Origin of the sequence: Klebsiella sp. NPDC088457 (assembly GCF_044900465.1) — a bacterium.
Taxonomy (GTDB): Bacteria; Pseudomonadota; Gammaproteobacteria; order Enterobacterales; family Enterobacteriaceae; genus Klebsiella.
The window spans coordinates 82,376-100,367 of sequence record NZ_JBJDNH010000017.1; the positions used below are offsets into that span (position 1 = coordinate 82,376).

Sequence of the window (17,992 nt, forward strand, 5' to 3'; positions counted from 1 at the left end):
GGAGAGGGCGATGACATTAACCGAGGTAGCCATGGTCGCGGTGGACGGGTTCAGCCCTTTTCACTACGCGGTTCCCTGTATGCTGTTTGGCGATAGCGTCTCGGCAACCAAACGTTTTAACCTGCATATCTGCGCCGAGCGGCCGGGATTGCTGACCGCTGGCGACGGCTTTGCCCTGAACGCCAGCGCTGATTTCGCCACGCTGGAGCAGGCCGACATCGTGGTGGTGCCCTACTGGGGCGCGGTACATCAGCGCCCGCCGCAGTCGTTGCTCGACGGCCTGCTCCGGGCAAGAGATAACGGCGCGCAGATTGTCGGCCTGTGTCTCGGCGCCTTTGTTCTCGGCTATGCCGGGCTGCTGGACGGCAAGCGGGCGGCGACCCACTGGGAGTTCGAACAGGATTTTCAGCGGCTGTTTCCTCAGGTGCAGCTGGATATCAACGCACTGTATGTCGATGACCAGCGGATCATTACCTCGGCGGGCACCGCGGCGGCGCTCGACTGCTGCCTGTATATCATCCGCCAGCGGTTTGGCAGCGTTGTCGCCAACCAGATTGCCCGGCGGATGATCGTGCCACCGCATCGTGAAGGTGGCCAGGCGCAATTTATCGCCCAGCCGGTGCCGAAAAATACCCGCGATGCACGGATTAACTACCTGCTGGAGTATCTTCAGCAGCGCATCCACGAGCCGCACAACCTTGACGCGCTGGCGCAGGTGATGGCGATGAGCCGCCGGACGTTGACCCGCCATTTCGCTCGCGCCACCGGCATGAGTATCGCCGGCTGGCTTACCGCCGAACGTCTGCGGCGTAGCCAGCTGCTCCTTGAAGCGGGCGATATGCCCGTCGAGCAGGTGGCGGAGAGGGTCGGTTTTCGTTCCGCCGTGACCTGGCGTCAGCAGTTTAAATCCCGCTTTGGCGTCAGTCCGGCGGAGTGGCGGCGTACCTTCCGGCGCGGCGCTTAGCCGGCGAGCGTGGCGCTATCAATCACGAAGCGATATTTCACATCGCCTTTAACCATCCGCTCCCAGGCTTCGTTGATCTGATCGCCGCGAATGAGCTCAATATCGGCGACGATGCCGTGTTCGGCGCAGAAATCGAGCATCTCCTGGGTTTCCGGGATCCCGCCAATCATCGAGCCGGCAATCGACCGACGGCGGAAAATCAGATTAAACACTTCCGGTGAAGGGTGCGGCGTGGCCGGGGCGCCGACTAAGGTCAGGGTGCCATCGCGTTTGAGCAAGGTGGTGAACGCGTCGAGATTGTGTGGCGCCGCCACGGTGTTGAGGATGAAGTCGAAACTTTTCACATGCGCCGCCATTTCGTCCTCGTTGCGCGACACCACGACTTCATCCGCGCCCAGCTCTTTCGCCGCTTCGCGCTTTGTTTCCGAGGTGGTAAAAGCCACCACGTGAGCTCCCAGGGCGTGGGCCAACTTGATCCCCATATGCCCCAATCCGCCGATGCCGACGACGCCCACTTTTTTACCCGGGCCGACGTTCCAGTGGCGTAGCGGCGACCAGGTCGTGATGCCCGCACATAGCAGCGGCGCCACGGCGGCGAGCTGTTCCTTCGGATGGCGGATATGCAGCACGAAGCGTTGATGAACCACAATCTGCTGAGAATAACCGCCGAGCGTGTGCCCGGGCGCGTCTGTCGTCGGACTGTTATAGGTCAGCACGGTATGGTCGCAGTAGTTTTCCAGCCCTGCCTCGCACTCTTCACACTGCTGACAGCTGTCGACCATACAGCCGACCCCGACCAGATCGCCGACGTTGACCCCGGAGACCTGATTGCCGATGGCGGTCACCTGACCGACGATTTCGTGCCCCGGTACGCAAGGGTAGAGCGTGCCGGCCCATTCGGATCGCGCCTGGTGAAGATCCGAATGGCAGACGCCGCAGTAATTGATGGCGATCTGGACATCGTTCGGCCCGGGATCGCGGCGTGAGATAGCCATTGATTTTAACGGTTGGGTGGCGGAGTACGTACCAATAGCATTGATCTGCATAGTGAAACCTCTTTCTGAATGAGCGTGCTGAATAATACGGAGGGGGTGACCTGCTTTTTGGCGGCAACGGTAAGCGTAGCCTGGTCAGCGCCGGGCGTGCGGAGATTAGCTCAGAGTGTTAAAAAGAAGGGGCTTCCCCGCATGACGGGGAAGCAGGACAGCGCTTCAACAGGCCTCAGATAATCAGGCGCAATGGGCGAGTTTAAAACCCTTCCAGCACGATTTTGCCGACGGAACGCCCGGTTTCAAGCTGGGTATGCGCTTTCTGCAGATTCCCGGCGGTAATCTTGCCGTAATGCTCGCCCAGCGTGGTCCTGATGGTCTTATCGTCAATCAGGCCAGCGACGCGGGTCAGCAGCTGATGCTGGGCAATCATATCCGGCGTTTCAAACATCGAACGGGTGAACATAAACTCCCAGTGCAGCGAAATGCTTTTAGCCTTCAGCGGACGGGCGTCGAGGGTTTCCGGATCGTCAATCAGCGCCAGTTTGCCCTGCGGGGCGAGGGCGGCAATCAGCTGTGCGTAATGCTGTTCGGTATGGGTCAGGCTGGCGACGTGCGTTACCGCTTCCACGCCAATCCGCGCCAGCTCGTCGCCGAGCGGTTTGCTGTGATCGATCACGTGGTGCGCCCCGGCGTCAACCACCCACTGCTGGCTTTCAGGGCGCGAGGCCGTGCCGATTACCGTCATGCCGGTCAGCCTGCGGGCCAGCTGGGTGAGGATGGAACCAACGCCGCCCGCCGCGCCGACAATCAGCAGCGTATCCCCGGCGTTACCCCCTTCCTGTACGCCCAGACGGTCAAATAGCAACTCCCATGCGGTGATCGCCGTCAGCGGCAGGGCGGCGGCAGACGCGTTATCCAGCGAGCGCGGTTTCAGGGCGACGATCCGTTCGTCGACGAGCTGAAACTCGCTATTGCTACCCGGACGCCCCAGCGCCCCGGCGTACCAGACTTCATCACCCGGGGCGAACAAGGTCACCGCCTCACCCACGGATTTCACTACCCCGACCGCATCCCAACCCAGCACGCGCGGGGTATCGGCGTTAAATCCGGCGCGCACTTTGGTATCCACCGGGTTGACGGAAATGGCCTTCACTTCAACCAGCAGGTCATGCCCTGCGGCGAACGGAACCGGCAGTTCGATGTCACTTAAAAATGGGATGTTGCTGCCTTCGGCGGCGGCGTGGGTAATGGCGATCGCTTTCATACACTCTCCGGTTATCGAATGGGATGTCTTGTGGGTATCCTTTAAGGGTAGACCGTGGGCGGAGTGGGAAAAACGGGGCGCGGGCGATAAGAGTTATAGGGAAAAAGAGAAAATGGGCTACGTCGGGGAGCGTGGCGGTTTGGCGAGCAGGTCTGGGGCCATAACCCTGGCCCCGTCGTCACCGGCGATTAACATCGAATCTGCCGGGCCAGCGCCGTCACGGCGGCGGATAAAAAAACGGCGATCAGATGAAAATGCCATAACCAGAGGGGGCTGAGGGGGGTGGAAATAGGGCAGCATGGCTGGTGGAGAGCTTGAGATAAAGAATGTCCAGAATAATCCTAAAAAATGAAAGGGCATCGCCGCCGCCCGGAGGCCATGAGCCGCATCTGGAGAAAATATTCAACGCCGGCGCTGAACCGGCTCTGCTTCGGCACATTTCTGTGACGCTCTTAACGATAGGCAGGTATAGCGACTTACTTTTTTAGTTTCATATTTGAGAATATTTTTGCGTAGACTGCGCAAATATTAATTATGGAGGTGCTGAATAATAATATTGCGTTATAGCTCAAGGTTTACGTCTTGACTCCCATCCCGGCACATGCGACTTTCCCGATATCAAATAATAAACTGAGTTTCATATTTGAGACAAAAATATTATCTCCGGACTATTTAATTAATTGTTTCACTGCTGAGACAAACCTATAAAAAAACGCCGATATTGAGCGGCGGCGGCCTTCTGTTGCTTATTAAAAGATAAAGTGAGGCATGTGCTATGCGTAAAATTATCATCACCCTGCTGCTGGGCGCGTGTACCGGTGGCTTCGCACAGGCGGAGGATGGCAAACCGTTCCCGCACATCGGCTGGCGCAGTGCGGATAGCCTCGCCGGAGTCGATTTCGGCGGCGCGCTGCGGGCAAATTACCGCTATGAAGACTGGAACGGCAGTAATTACCGCCACCCGCCGCATCTGCGTTTTGATACTTTTCGTCTCGACAGCAGCGGTTTTTACAATGACTATTTTTTTGACGCCGGATTCTGGTTTCAGGATCACCATAAATACGCCATCGATCGGGCATATGTGGGCTATCGTTTAAATAACAATAATAATATTACGCTCGGTATCCCGGGTAAACCTTTTGGCCTTGAGCCCTATCCGCAATTTGGCTGGTCTTACGGCATTCCCTTTTATTTAGGTTTTGGCGTGAATGCCGGTAGCGGGGTGAATTATCAATATCACGATAATAACTGGGCGCTGGATGTGGCGTATTTCCCGTGGATGGCGCCGGAAAACCTGCGCTATGCGCCGGACGTGGGCGATTACAGCCGTCTGAAAAACACCCTTTACCCGAGTCAGCACCAGCAGCGCAACGAGAAGCGCGACCAGCTCAACGTGCGCCTTGCCCGGGATTTTCACGGCGGCGGCTGGAATAACGAACTGGGCGGCTCGCTGGCGCTGGCGCGTCTGCATAACCGCGAAACGGACGATGACGGGAGCTTCTGGGCGGCGGGTCTGCACGGAATGCTGCATCACGGACCGTGGCAGCTCACATCGCAGGTGATTCGCTATCAATACGATCCGAAGAACCCGCCGGGCGTCAGCGACGATACCATCCTGATGGGCGGTAATGGCCTGACCCCGGCCTATCTTATTCCGGCGAAAGCCACCACCGCGTCACTTAACCTCGCCCGCGACGTCGATGTGAAGTGGGGGGGGGTGTCAAAGCTGCGCTTCTACAACGACTACAGCGTGCTGTGGAAAGACAAAAGCGGCTGGCAAAATTCTCAGATGAACACCGTCGGCGTGCAGGTATTTGCCCTGCCGGTGATGCTGTGGATCGACCTCAGCTGGGCGAAGAACGTCAATCCCTGGGGCGGCGCACTTAACGCGACCGGCTGGACCAGCACCGAATCCGCGGGCAGCGGGAAATGGTATTTCCGTAGCAACGTCAATATTGGGTATTACTTTTGATGACAAGCGGGGCGGGGGTTTTGCGGCGGCGGTATGAGCGGGGGATTGGCGCGGCATAACAATCTGCCTGTGGAACGCATACTCCCGATGCTATCGGAAGGATTTACCAGGCTGTTTTATTGCTGGAGACAGTGACAAATTTGCAGAGATTGGCGGAAGATCACAGGAGTTGAACCTGCCCGGGACCGCTGGCGGCCCCAACTGGATTTGAAGTCCAGCCACCTCACCGGAGATGACGATCTTCCGCGCCTCGATTGCTACATGGAGGCGGGGCGCATTATAGCTACTTTCAGGCATTTACCACATACCTGAATGCACTTTTTTACTGTTAAAACTGGACTTTACAGAACACTCTTACACAAAACCTCGCAAAATCCGTGGGTTACACTTTTCGTTATTCTTTTGGGTTATCGTACCTATTAAATAAGAGACGTAATGTGATAACCAGAGACCGTGATTTATCGCTGCTGAGCGGTAACTGTCCGGCGCTGTTAGCGATGTTACCTCTGCGCAGCCGCGAATGCCGTTATCGGCAAATTTAGTGGTAATATCATGTTGTATATCGTTTTTTTAATTTCCTCTCCTCAGCGTCGCGGCCCTCTGTCCGCAGGCCGTACTCCGATATTCGCCGCCGTTCGCTTCCGGCGATCTTCCGCCAGCGGGATTATGTCCCGCTGTTGTTAAGAAATGGTTGGCAGTCATGTTAATTTATCCCCTACACGTCAGATTAAGGAAAAGGAGAGGGGACGTATGCGTAAGAGACCTGCTACTGGTAAAGGAGGGAGTGAATGTCACTGATTACCATTGTGCTGGTATTTATGATGGCGATTGTGGTTACCGTGTTTTTATTCCATCTTTTGCCGGTAAAGATCCCGTTGCCACTGATTCAGATTGCTGCCGGTGCGGCTTTAGCCGCCGGCGGTTTCCAGGTCGATTTTGACCCCCATATTTTTTTGCTGCTGTTTATTCCGCCCCTGCTGTTTCTGGACGGCTGGCGAATCCCAAAAGACGCCTTTTTCAGCGATATGAAGCCGATCCTGTCCCTGGCCGTCGGGCTGGTGCTGGTGACGATTCTTGGCATCGGCTGGTTTATCCACTGGCTGATCCCGGCGGTGACGGTCGCGGCCGGTTTTGCGCTCGCGGCAATCCTCTCGCCGACGGATCCGGTTGCGGTCTCGGCGATGACGGCCAGTTCCCCGCTACCGTCCAGGATGGGGCATGTCCTGGAAGGGGAATCGTTGTTAAACGATGCGTCCGGCCTGGTGGCCTTCAATTTTGCCGTAGCCGCCGTTATGACCGGAAGCTTCTCCCCGGGCGATGCGGTGCTGAAGTTTTTCCTGATGGCCTTCGGGGGGATCCTCAGCGGTCTGGTCGTCGTCTGGGTGACCGGCAAGTGCAATAATTTTCTCGTCAGGCGGACCCGTGAAGAACCGGCAATACAGATACTGATTAGTCTGCTGATCCCGTTTGCGGCCTATCTGCTGGCCGAAAGCGTCCATGTGTCGGGGATCCTGGCCGCTGTCGCCGCAGGGATTGCCATGCACTATGAGCAGCTGTCCGGTCCCCGTCTCCCGGCGACGCGGATGAAGAGCAGCGCGGTCTGGAATATGCTGCAGACCACCCTCAACGGGATGATATTCCTGATGCTGGGCGAGCAGCTTCCCCGCATGCTTCAGACCCTGCCGGACGTGGCCCGTCAGGCAGGGGTCACCTCACCGTGGTATTTGCTGTTGTATGCCGTCGTTATCACCCTGGCCCTCGGCGGCATGCGCTTCTGTTGGGTATGGCTTTCCATGACGCTGACGGTATTCCGTCAGAAACGCAGTGGAAAGGTGACCCTCATACGCCCTCGCTTCAGCGTCATGGCGGTGATGGCCCTGGCCGGAGTGAAAGGATCGGTGACGCTGGCGGGTATTCTGACCCTGCCCGTCGTGCTGGCGGATGGCTCACCTTTCCCGGGACGGGAATTGTTGATCTTCCTGTCGATGGCGGTGATTTTACTCTCTCTCATCGTGGCGGCTATCGGGCTCCCGTATATGACCCGGTTTCTCGCCGACGATTTACCGCATGATTCAGGGAGTAGCAACATCGGCGCGGCGCTTACCGAAGCGGCGATTAACCGCCTGAATGAATTGCTGAGCCAGCCGGTAGACGACCCGCAGGAGGAAGCCATTCGCGCAGATGCGGGCAACGTGCTTCTGGAGACATATCAGCGCCGGCTTCACTATAACGACAGCGATGACGGCAGCGATGTCGGGAAAGAGTTGACTCAGCGAGCGCGTCTGGAGAGAGAGATGCAGCGGGAGGCGATCGTCGCGCAGCGCAATGAGTTATTCAGACTTCGCCGTGCCAGGAACATCAGCGATACCACGTTCCAGCAGGCGCTCAGGGCGATTGACCTGAAAGAAGAGAGCCTGCATTAAAGTCGCAATATCGCCCGGCTCCTCTCCCGGCGGATACCGGGAGAGGAGCCGGGGACTCAAGGTACGATCGGCGCAGGTACCGGCTGCGTCGGCGCACTGCTCACCTGGCCGTTGCGCATGACTTGCGCAACCTGTTGCTTCTCCATATTCACCGCGCTGAGTTGGCCGTTCACCGTAGGCTTCAGCGGGGCGTCAGCCAGCAGACTACCGCTGGCGGTCAGCTGAAAATTGCCATCGCCGGCAACCGGTAGCGCGGGCCAGCCCCACCCCTGCAGGATATTCAGCGGAACGCCGCGGCCGTTGAGGCTCAGGGTGACCTGGCGCTGAGGAAGCTGCGATACCACCGCGCTGGCCTGCAGAATACCGCGTTCGGTAAAGGCGCTGAGCTCGCTGATATTCACCGTTGCGGCGTTCGCGCTGAGCTTCAGCGACGGGCGGCGGACGTCGATGCGGTTAAAGGTCGCGGCGGCGGCATTCAGCGTCGCGCTGCCGTTCCATATGCCCCAGCGGCGATCTTTCACCAGCTGTAGTTCCCCGCCGTAACCGTCAAGGGCGGTGATCTGCCACGGGAAGGTGGGATCGATGTCGATCACCAGGTTGCGGCTGGCGCCAAATTTTTTCAGCGTCAGGCTTTGTAACCACGCCGGCAGCGGCTCCATCCACAGCTGCTTCCAGTTTGCGGGGAGGGTGTATTCCAGCCCGGCAAAGGCGGTGTCATCCAGCACCAGGGCGTTACCGGCGCGCAGCCAGTTGCCGGAGGTGCGCACCATTCCGCCTTCCCAGCGCGAGGTGAACTGACGCAGCGCGATACCCTGCGGCGAGAATTCGGCATTGGCGATCGGGTCAAACAGATGCAGCGAGCCGTTAATGAACTCACTGGCGTTCATCGATAGGGTGCCGTCCTCGCTCTGCCAGCCGCCCTGGCTCAGGGTCAAGTTACGCAGGTTAAGGTCGAGGTCGGTAACCGCCCAGTCCGGCCCCTGCAGGCGGGCATCGGTGATATCGAGACGGCCAATTTGCAGCGCAGGGACGGTGGTGAGCGGGGTGAAAAACGCCGTCAGCGATTTGTCGCTCTGCAGGCGAATTTCATTGAGCTGCAGGTTATCCACCCGCCAGCTGCCGTCGGCGCTGCGTTTGGCGTTGCCGGTCAGGGTGCCGCGGGCGATATCGGCGCCGAGGGTGGATAGCGTCACTTCGCCATTATCGATACTTCCCTGAATCAGCACGTTGCTGGCGTCAACGCCGTTGAGGGTAAGCGAACCCGCGCTCATCTGAATCTGCGTTTTTTTACCCAGCACATCGCCCGCTTCCGGCGCCCACGGGCTGACGCCGCCGGTCACCCGCTGCGCGCTCAGCTCCCAGCCGCTTTCCGGGCTGTTAAACGCCATATTGCGCAACTGCAGGCGGTCGGCAGCAAAGGGTAAAGAGGAGGAAGAGGGGGAAAGATTTAATGTCCCGTCGCTGAGCACAATCTCGTCGGCATGCAGCGGGTCGCTGAACTGGCGGGTACTGAAGCCGATATCCACCGCTTTCGCCACCAGCGTCGGCGGTTTGCCGTCGCGACCGAAGGTGACATTTTGCAGCTGCAGGTGAAGAGGGGAAGAGAAGTTGTGCTCCATCGCATCGAAGGAAACCTGCCAGCCGGTGCCGTCGCTCAACCAGGCGCTGGCCTGACGTGACCCCCAGTGGGTCTGGAGCAGGAAATAGAGGGCAATCACCACCACCACCAGGGCGATCGCTAGCCACAGAATCAGCTTTCCAATAAATTTCATGATCTTCCATCCTGAGAAGTGCACATAGGGCTGTTATGCACGATTTATGCGCAATCCTCAAGACAGGAGTTGTTTATTTGAATGACAGAGTGATGGGAGATACGTTTTATTCAGCCATACCCGGAGGGCGGTGTGAAGGCCGCATCCGGGATATTCTGCCGTTATCCCGGCAGGCCATGCGCCACCGGGGCTACGGGTTTAATTCTTCTCTGGCGGGAACACTAAATTCAGCACAATCGCGGTGATCCCCCCGGCGGCGATGCCAGAGGAGAGCAGGTTCTTCAGCCAGTCAGGGGCGAACTGCAGAATCAGCGGCTGCTGGGAAACGCCGAGACCCACCGCCAGCGACAGGGCGATAATCAGAATCGCGCGGCGGTTGAGCGGTTCGCGGGAGACGATACGCACCCCGGAAGCGGCGATGGTGCCGAACATGACCAGCGTCGCGCCGCCGAGTACCGGCTCCGGAATGTGCTGGACAAAGCCGCTCACCGCCGGGAACAGCCCGAGGACGATCAGCATCAGCGCCACCACAAAACCGACGTAGCGGCTGGCGACGCCGGTCAGCTGAATCACGCCGTTATTCTGGCCGAAACAGGAGTTCGGGAAGGTGTTGAAGACGGCGGAGACAAAGGAGTTCAGGCCGTTGGCCAGCACGCCGCCTTTCAGGCGCTTCATGTACAGCGGGCCGGAAACCGGCTGCTCGGAAACGTCAGAGGTGGCGGTGATATCGCCAATGGTTTCCAGGGAGGTGATCATAAACACCAGCATCAGCGGCAGCAGCAGGCTCCAGTCGATGCCCAGGCCGTAGTAGAGCGGGGTCGGTACCGTAATCAGGCTATCGTTGGCAGGCGCGCTATTTGCCGGCAGCATATCAAGCAGCCATGCCGCCAGATAACCCGCCGCCATGGCGATAACCAGCGACGCGATGCGCAGGTAGGGGTTGCGCTGGCGGTTGAGGATAATGATCAGCGCCAGGACGATACCCGCCAGCAGCAGATTTTTCGGCGCGCCGAAGGTATGGTCGGCCATCGCCGCATAGCCGCCGCCGATGGAGGTCAGCCCGACCTGAATCAGCGACAGGCCGATAATCATCACCACCACGCCGGAGACCAGCGGGGTAATCACCCGCCGCGCCAGGTGCAGAACGCGCGAGATGACCATTTCCGTACAGCTGGCCAGCATCAGGGTGCCGAACAGCGCGGCCATCATCGTCGGCACGTCGGCGCCGCCGGTTTTGAGCGCGGTACCGCCCATAATCAGCGGGGCGACGAAGTTAAAGCTGGTGCCCTGGATCGAGAGCAAGCCGGAACCGACCGGTCCCCAGGCTTTAATCTGAATAATGGATGCCACGCCGGAAGCGAACAGCGACATGCTGATGATGTGCTGCGTATCCTGGGCCGGGAGGCCCAGCGCCTGACAGATTAATAACGCCGGGGTGATGACCGCGACAAACATCGCCAGCAGATGCTGGAAGGCGGCGAACAGGGTTTGCGGCAGCGGCGGGCGGTCTTCGAGGCGGTAGATTAATTCGCTGGTTGTTTTATGCGCAACCGGTTGCGCAGCTTCTGACTCGGCGGTGTTAACGGACATCACAAACGATCCCAAGGTGGCAAAGCGGGAATTTTATCGGACTGTAGTGCAAAAGCAAACGTTTGCCAGCGTTTGCTGAGAAATATTTATCCGGCCAATTAACGTGGATGATGGGGCGGTGTTCCCTCTCTCCCGTTACCGTGAAAAAAGAGCCCGGGGAGGCTCACGCCTTCCCCGGGCTATCAGGAGAAATCGCGGGCCCCGGCAGGCACACGCAGCCAGGGCCGTTCAGAGCGCGCTACTCTTCGTGTTCTTCCCACGCGAGGGCGCGTTTCACCGCCTTTTTCCAGCCGTTGTAACGGTAGTTACGCTCGGTCGTTTCGATCCCCGGACGGAACTCACGCTCAATGACCGCTTTCTCCTGCAGCTCATCGAGGTTCTGCCAGAAACCGACCGCCAGGCCCGCCAGGTAAGCGGCGCCCAATGCCGTCACTTCGCGCACTTCAGGACGCTCCACGCGGGTGCCGAGAATATCGGACTGGAACTGCATCAGGAAGTTATTGGCGACCGCGCCGCCGTCAACGCGCAGGGCGTGCAGGCGAATGCCTGAGTCAGCCTGCATGGCTTCCAGCACGTCGCGGGTCTGATAGGCGATGGATTCCAGCGTTGCGCGGATAATGTGGTTGGCATTCACCCCGCGGGTCAGGCCAAAGATGGCGCCGCGAGCATACGGGTCCCAGTACGGCGCGCCGAGGCCGGTAAACGCCGGAACCACATACACGCCGTTGGTGTCCTTCACTTTGGTCGCGAAATATTCGGAATCGAACGCGTCGTTGATCAGCTTCATTTCATCGCGCAGCCATTGAATAGACGCCCCCGCCATGAATACCGCGCCTTCCAGCGCATAGTTCACTTCACCGTGCGGGCCGCAGGCGATAGTGGTCAGCAGGCCATGGGTGGAGGCGACCGCTTTTTCGCCGGTATTCATCAGCATAAAGCACCCGGTACCGTAGGTGTTTTTGGCCATCCCTTCTTTGACGCACAGCTGGCCAAACAGCGCCGCCTGCTGGTCGCCGGCGATACCGGCGATAGGAATACGCGTACCGCCTTTACCACCGATGTTGGTCTGGCCGTATACCTCGGAGGATTTACGCACTTCCGGCAGCATGGCGCGCGGAATATCCAGCGCGTCCAGCATCTTGTCATCCCAGTCCAGTTCGTGGATGTTGAACAGCATGGTACGCGAGGCGTTGGTGTAGTCGGTCACGTGTACGCGACCCTGGGTCATTTTCCACACCAGCCAGGTATCCACGGTCCCGAACAGCAGCTCGCCGCGTTTTGCACGCTCGCGTGAACCTTCCACGTGGTCGAGGATCCATTTTACTTTGGTGCCGGAGAAGTACGGGTCAACCACCAGGCCGGTGGCCTTGCGAATGTACTCTTCCATTCCGTCACGTTTGAGCTGCTCGCAGATTTCAGCGGTACGACGGCACTGCCAGACGATGGCGTTGTAAATCGGTTTGCCGGTTTCACGCTCCCAGACAATGGCGGTTTCACGCTGGTTGGTGATGCCGATAGCGGCGATCTCGTCAGAGCTGATATCGGCTTTCGCCAGCACTTCTACCAGCGTAGAGCTTTGAGAGGCCCAAATCTCCATCGGATCGTGCTCAACCCAGCCGGGCTTAGGATAAATTTGTTCAAATTCACGCTGAGAGACGCTGACGATATTGGCATCGTGATCCATCACAACGGCCCGGGAGCTGGTGGTGCCCTGGTCGAGCGCAACGATATATTTTTTGTCGGTCATAGTATGAGTCCCGTAGTCAGATTACAGCGAAGCGTTGTGTTGCGTCGTCGAGGAGGGGGTTTCTGATTCTTCCTCGACGCAGGTGTCGCAGGGCAGATGGCGGCCAATCAGTTTGCGATAGCAGAACGCGCCCAGCGCGGCGCCAACCACCGGTGCGCACAGCGGCACCAGGAAATAAGGGATATCTTTGCCACCGGTGAAGGCGACCTCACCCCAGCCTGCCAGCCAGGCGAAAGTTTTTGGGCCAAGATCGCGCGCCGGGTTCATCGCAAAACCGGTCAGCGGCCCCATGGACGCGCCGATAACGGCGATTAGCAGGCCAATCAGCAGCGGCGCCAGCGGGCCGCGCGGGATACCGTTGCCGTCGTCGGTCAGCGCCAGAATCACGCCCATCAGGATAGCGGTTATCACCATTTCTACCGCGAAAGCCTGCACAAAATTGATATGCGGATTCGGGTAAGTGGAGAAGATGCCGGCCAGTTCAAGACTTTCGACGCTACCGCGCACCATATTGTGGCTGTGTTCGAAATCGAAGAAAAGATTGTAGTAAAGCCCGTAAACTAAGGCCGCTGCGCAAAAAGCGCCGGCGAATTGAGAAATGATAAAAGGAACAACTTTGCGCCCGTCGAAGCAGGCAAACAGCCACAGTGCGATGGTGACCGCGGGGTTAAGGTGAGCGCCGGATACGCCCGCGGTCAGGTAGATAGCCATCGCTACCCCCAGACCCCAGATGATGCTGATTTCCCACTGACCGAAGCTGGCTCCCGCAACTTTGAGCGCAGCGACGCACCCAACGCCGAAAAAGATCAACAACCCGGTACCGAGGAACTCTGCGATGCACTGGCCTTTTAATGTTGATGTTTGGCTCATATCGAATCCTGAAGCGAAGTGGTGATTATTGTATCTATGAAGGTCGAAGACGACCACGCTGCCTTGTAGGCATAGTGTTAATTTATCGTTAACGAACAAAAACGAGAAATATCGAAATATAAATGTGTGTGCTGCGTCAAGAAAATGAGCGTTTTCGCGCCATAAACGCGTGTTGTGACACATTTACGCCCCCCGGCAGGCGAATTTTGTTAACCCATTGATTAACAATTGCGGGAGAAGTTCCGGGGAAACGAGCCGGATGGGCCAGGTATAGACTGAAAAGTGTTGCAAACCGCAATCTGCGCGGGTTGTCGCTGGACAGGGGCGGCGGGGATTCATACAATCGACAGCATCACCACTGTAGTGCGCTTATTTTCGTTAAGGCGTCACCGCGTAGGTACACAAAATCATTCGGGATGCGGCACGACGGCAAGCGAATGAATCCTCGCAAACTGAAAGTGAGCGAGGGGGCCCGCTAACGCAGAAGCAGCTTGAAGGATGACGTGTACGGGATAGTACTCTATCAACGCCTTGCAAGTTCAGGAGAGGTATGACGATGTCATTAGAAGTGTTTGAGAAATTAGAATCAAAAGTACAGCAGGCGATTGATACCATCACTCTGTTGCAGATGGAAATCGAAGAGCTGAAAGAAAAAAACAACGCGCTGGCGCAGGAAGTTCAGGGCGCGCAGCACAGCCGTGAAGAGCTGGAGCGTGAAAACGGCCAGCTGAGAGAACAACAGCAGGGCTGGCAGGATCGTCTGCAGGCGCTGCTGGGCCGCATGGAAGAAGTGTAATCCACTGATTCCCACCCTCTCCCGTTCGGGGGAGGGTCGCCTTACCCCCTTCTTATATACTCACAAGTTATAGCCAATCTTTTTTTATTCTTTAATCATTGAATCGCTTTCTGGCACGCTTAACGCATCACAACACGACATAAAGAGAGCGGTGCGATGAATAAGTGGGGCGTTGGGTTAACTCTGTTGCTGGCATCCGCCAGCGTTCTGGCAAAAGACATTCAGTTATTAAACGTATCTTATGATCCAACGCGCGAGCTGTACGAACAGTACAACAAAGCCTTCAGCGCGCACTGGAAACAAGAGACCGGCGACAACGTGGTGATCCGTCAGTCGCATGGCGGCTCCGGCAAGCAGGCGACGTCGGTGATTAACGGTATCGAAGCCGATGTGGTGACGCTGGCGCTGGCCTACGATGTTGATGCGATTGCTGAACGCGGTCGTATTGATAAAAACTGGCTGAAACGCCTGCCGGATAACTCCGCGCCGTATACCTCGACCATCGTGTTCCTCGTGCGTAAAGGCAACCCGAAGCAAATTCATGACTGGAACGACCTGATTAAACCGGGTGTGTCGATCATTACGCCGAACCCGAAAAGCTCCGGCGGCGCGCGCTGGAACTACCTGGCGGCCTGGGGCTACGCGCTGCACCAGAATAACGGCGACCAGGCTAAGGCCCAGGAGTTTGTGAAGGCGTTGTATAAAAACGTGGAAGTGCTGGACTCCGGCGCGCGCGGCGCGACCAACACCTTTGTTGAGCGCGGCATCGGCGACGTGCTGATTGCGTGGGAAAACGAAGCGCTGCTGGCGGCTAATGAGCTGGGCAAAGATAAGTTTGAAATCGTCACGCCGAGCGAATCGATTCTTGCCGAACCGACCGTCTCCGTAGTGGATAAAGTGGTCGACAAAAAAGGCACCCGTCAGGTGGCTGAAGCCTACCTGAAGTATCTCTACTCGCCGGAAGGCCAGGAGATCGCGGCGAAGAACTTCTATCGTCCACGTGACCCGGCAGTGGCGAAGAAATATGCCGATGAATTCCCGAAACTGAAGCTGTTTACCATCGACCAGGAGTTCGGCGGCTGGACCAAAGCCCAGAAAGACCACTTCTCGAACGGCGGCACCTTCGATCAAATCAGTCAGCGTTAATCTCCCTGAACGCCCGGTTAAACAACCGGGCGTTTTCTTTTAGTCATCAAATTACGCTACTCTTCCGTTTCTGGTTCGACAGGAAAAGATGATGAGAAGAGTAAAATCCCTTGTATGGCTGCTGCTGGTGCTCGCGCTGGCGGCGGCGGGCGGCGGGTACTGGCTGCATTCCGGTAATCCTGACGCTTTGCGGCAGATTGTTTTGCAGCAGTGTGTTCCCAATCAACAGCAGCATCAAACTCCCTCGCCATGCGCCGAGGTGAATCTGCAGGGCGGCTACGTGCTGTTTAAAGATCGCAACGGGCCATTACAGTATTTACTGATGCCGACCTGGCGGATTAACGGTACCGAAAGTCCTCTGCTGCTAAACCCGTTGACGGCAAACTTTTTCTGGCAGGCCTGGCAAGGGCGCGAAATCCTGAGCCAACGCCGCGGTTCGCCAATACCGGATAATGCCGTCTCGCTAGCGATTAACTCCCGGACCGGGCGTACGCAAAACCATTTCCATATTCATATTTCCTGCTTACGCGAAGATGTGCGCGCGCAGCTGGACAGCCATGCCGCGGCGATCAGCAGCCGCTGGCTGCCGCTTCCCGGCGGCCTGCTCGGCCATGAATATCTGGCCCGTCGGGTTACCGAAGCCGAGCTGGCGCAGCGCAGCCCGTTCCTGATGCTGGCGGAAGAGGTGCCGGACGCGCGTGAGCATATGGGGCGCTTTGCGCTGGCGATGGCGCAGCAGAGCGATGGTTCGCTGGTTTTGCTGGCGACCGAACGTAACCTGTTGGTTTTGAATCGCGCCTCAGCAGAAGAGATTCAGGACCATCGGTGCGCGATCCTGACACAACGCTAGTTTCCCTTCCATCGGCTCTCCTGCTGCTATCTTGTTGATTCTCATCCTTGTTTGATCAAGGGTGAGGATCCGTATGTAAAATTAATGTGAATTCGATCAAAAGATATAAAGGTATACCTTTATATCTTTTTGGATCTCGTTACACTCTCCCCATAGTCATCACCGGCTACCTGGCCGATGACTTATCCATAAAAACGTTTTTATTTCACGTAGTGACATCATTAATTGTTTGTCAGATTTGCGCTTAATAGCGTAAAGGAATATCAACATGAAACTTTCTATCGTGGAAAAAATCGGCTTCGGCGCAGGGGATATGGCGATAAACGTTGTGATTATCGCCATGCAGCTGCTCCTCGCTTATTTCTATACCGATATTTATGGCCTCAGCGCGGCAGATGTCGGCGTCTTGTTTGTGGTTGTACGGATGATCGATGCCGTTATCGATCCGGCGATGGGGGTACTTACCGATAAACTGAACACGCGCTGGGGACGCTATCGTCCGTGGCTACTGTGGTTCGCCATCCCTTTTGGTTTCGCCGTTTACCTGATGTTTATCACCCCTGATATGGTTTATCTGGCCAAGCTGGCGTGGGCGTATGGTACCTATATTTTGATGACCCTGATTTATACCGCCATTACCATTCCCTATATTTCGATGATTGGCGTCATTACCCCGGATCCTGTCGAACGGCTAAGCGCAAACGGCTACCGGTTCGTCATGACTAAAATCGCCGCATTCCTGGTCACGATTGTGGTTCCGATGCTGGCGGTGTGGCTGGGGCAGGGCAATAAGGCGATGGGGTATCAGCTTTCCATGGGATTGATGGGGGCGATGGGGTCGCTGCTGTTTATCTTCTGTTTTCTGACGACCCGCGAGCGAAGTGAACCGGAAATTACCGCCCTGCCGCTCGGCCAGCAATTTAAGTATCTGTTGCGTAACGATCAGTGGATTATCCTCGGCATGGTGATTTTGCTGCTGATGTGCGGCTACGTCATTCGCGGCTCCGTCGCGGCATATTACGCCAAGTACTTCCTGAACGGCGGGGATAGTCTGATTTCACCATTCCTGACCACGGGCGTTGTTGCGTCGATTTTAGCTATGGTGGCGACCACCTGGCTGACCCGGTTCTGGGACAAAATTAAGCTGTTCCGCTATACCCAGCTGATCACCTTTGTCCTGAGCACCCTGATGTATTTCTTCGTCGGGCGGGAAAACCTCGCGCTGGCGTTCGCGTTCTACTTCCTCATCAATTTTTTCTGCGACATGCAAATGCCGGTGTTCTGGTCCTCTATCGCCGAAGCCGTGGATTACGGTGAACAGAAAACCGGGATCCGCGTTTCTGGTCTCGCTTTTGGCGGCATTCTCTTTTTCCAGAAATTCGGTATGGGGGTCGCAGGCGGCATACTGGGTTTCCTGCTGAGCCATTTCGGTTACCAGGCCGATGTTGAACAAAGCGTGCGTTCGTTAACCGGTATCGCGCTGATGATGACGTTAATTCCGGCATTGCTCCATCTGATCGTCGGCCTTCTGATGAAAAAATATCTGATTAATAACAACTATTATCGTGATATCCAGAGTGCGCTGACCGAGCGTCAGGCATAAGGA

General features: G+C 57.1%; 13 protein-coding genes and 1 tRNA gene. 7 read left to right on the forward strand and 7 right to left on the reverse strand.

Annotated features, from left to right (window positions below; all coding sequences use genetic code 11):
• Positions 1–10: 10 nt before the first annotated feature.
• The gene (locus ACI2JR_RS12930; protein ID WP_132729248.1) at positions 11–964 is read left to right on the forward strand and encodes a GlxA family transcriptional regulator; all 954 of its coding nucleotides are present in this window, start codon (positions 11–13) and stop codon (positions 962–964) included.
• Here the strand turns inward: ACI2JR_RS12930 and ACI2JR_RS12935 are convergent.
• Together ACI2JR_RS12935 and ACI2JR_RS12940 are read right to left on the reverse strand one after the other, a co-directional pair.
• A complete protein-coding gene (locus tag ACI2JR_RS12935) occupies positions 961–2,010 on the reverse strand; it encodes an NAD(P)-dependent alcohol dehydrogenase (protein WP_462478706.1) in 1,050 nt (349 codons plus the stop codon). The genes ACI2JR_RS12930 and ACI2JR_RS12935 overlap by 4 nt on opposite strands.
• Positions 2,011–2,212: 202 nt before the next feature.
• Positions 2,213–3,220, reverse strand: a complete 1,008-nt coding sequence (locus tag ACI2JR_RS12940; protein ID WP_462478707.1) for a zinc-binding alcohol dehydrogenase family protein — start codon at positions 3,218–3,220, stop codon at positions 2,213–2,215.
• A 775-nt stretch (positions 3,221–3,995) separates the two neighbouring features.
• Here ACI2JR_RS12940 and ACI2JR_RS12945 point away from each other — a divergent pair.
• Entirely contained in the window at positions 3,996–5,192 is a 1,197-nt protein-coding gene (locus ACI2JR_RS12945) for a hypothetical protein (RefSeq protein WP_462478708.1), read from the forward strand.
• A gap of 150 nt (positions 5,193–5,342) precedes the next feature.
• Here the strand turns inward: ACI2JR_RS12945 and ACI2JR_RS12950 are convergent.
• Positions 5,343–5,437: transfer RNA gene (locus ACI2JR_RS12950), tRNA-Sec, on the reverse strand.
• Positions 5,438–5,980: 543 nt separating this feature from the next.
• Here ACI2JR_RS12950 and ACI2JR_RS12955 point away from each other — a divergent pair.
• A complete protein-coding gene (locus tag ACI2JR_RS12955; protein WP_462478709.1) occupies positions 5,981–7,615 on the forward strand; it encodes a Na+/H+ antiporter in 1,635 nt (544 codons plus the stop codon).
• A 56-nt stretch (positions 7,616–7,671) separates the two neighbouring features.
• Here ACI2JR_RS12955 and ACI2JR_RS12960 read toward each other — a convergent pair whose 3' ends face one another.
• From ACI2JR_RS12960 to ACI2JR_RS12975, 4 genes are all read right to left on the reverse strand, one after another.
• Complete coding sequence (locus ACI2JR_RS12960; protein WP_462478710.1) at positions 7,672–9,387, reverse strand: AsmA family protein; 1,716 nt, start codon at positions 9,385–9,387, stop codon at positions 7,672–7,674.
• A 198-nt stretch (positions 9,388–9,585) separates the two neighbouring features.
• Positions 9,586–10,977 carry a nucleobase:cation symporter-2 family protein gene (locus ACI2JR_RS12965; protein WP_132729260.1) on the reverse strand — a complete coding sequence of 464 codons (1,392 nt, stop codon included), beginning with the start codon at positions 10,975–10,977 and terminating at the stop codon, positions 9,586–9,588.
• 238 nt (positions 10,978–11,215) lie between these two features.
• Positions 11,216–12,724, reverse strand: a complete 1,509-nt coding sequence (gene glpK, locus ACI2JR_RS12970; RefSeq protein WP_132729262.1) for a glycerol kinase GlpK — start codon at positions 12,722–12,724, stop codon at positions 11,216–11,218.
• 21 nt (positions 12,725–12,745) lie between these two features.
• The gene (locus tag ACI2JR_RS12975) at positions 12,746–13,594 is read right to left on the reverse strand and encodes an MIP/aquaporin family protein (protein ID WP_132729264.1); all 849 of its coding nucleotides are present in this window, start codon (positions 13,592–13,594) and stop codon (positions 12,746–12,748) included.
• 550 nt (positions 13,595–14,144) lie between these two features.
• On the opposite strand from ACI2JR_RS12975, the gene zapB reads away from it, so the two are divergent.
• The 4 genes from zapB to ACI2JR_RS12995 all read left to right on the forward strand — a co-directional run bounded on the left by zapB (position 14,145) and on the right by ACI2JR_RS12995 (position 17,989).
• Complete coding sequence (gene zapB / locus ACI2JR_RS12980; protein ID WP_165905699.1) at positions 14,145–14,390, forward strand: septal ring assembly protein ZapB; 246 nt, start codon at positions 14,145–14,147, stop codon at positions 14,388–14,390.
• Between the two features lie 156 nt (positions 14,391–14,546).
• Positions 14,547–15,536 (forward strand): sulfate ABC transporter substrate-binding protein, encoded by a 990-nt coding sequence (locus tag ACI2JR_RS12985; RefSeq protein ID WP_132729265.1) that lies wholly within the window; start codon positions 14,547–14,549, stop codon positions 15,534–15,536.
• A gap of 91 nt (positions 15,537–15,627) precedes the next feature.
• Positions 15,628–16,386, forward strand: coding sequence for a CDP-diacylglycerol diphosphatase (locus ACI2JR_RS12990; RefSeq protein ID WP_462478721.1), 759 nt, complete (start codon positions 15,628–15,630; stop codon positions 16,384–16,386).
• Positions 16,387–16,654: 268 nt separating this feature from the next.
• On the forward strand, positions 16,655–17,989 hold the full coding sequence (locus ACI2JR_RS12995) for an MFS transporter (protein WP_462478711.1): 1,335 nt from the start codon (positions 16,655–16,657) through the stop codon (positions 17,987–17,989).
• Positions 17,990–17,992: the final 3 nt, after the last annotated feature.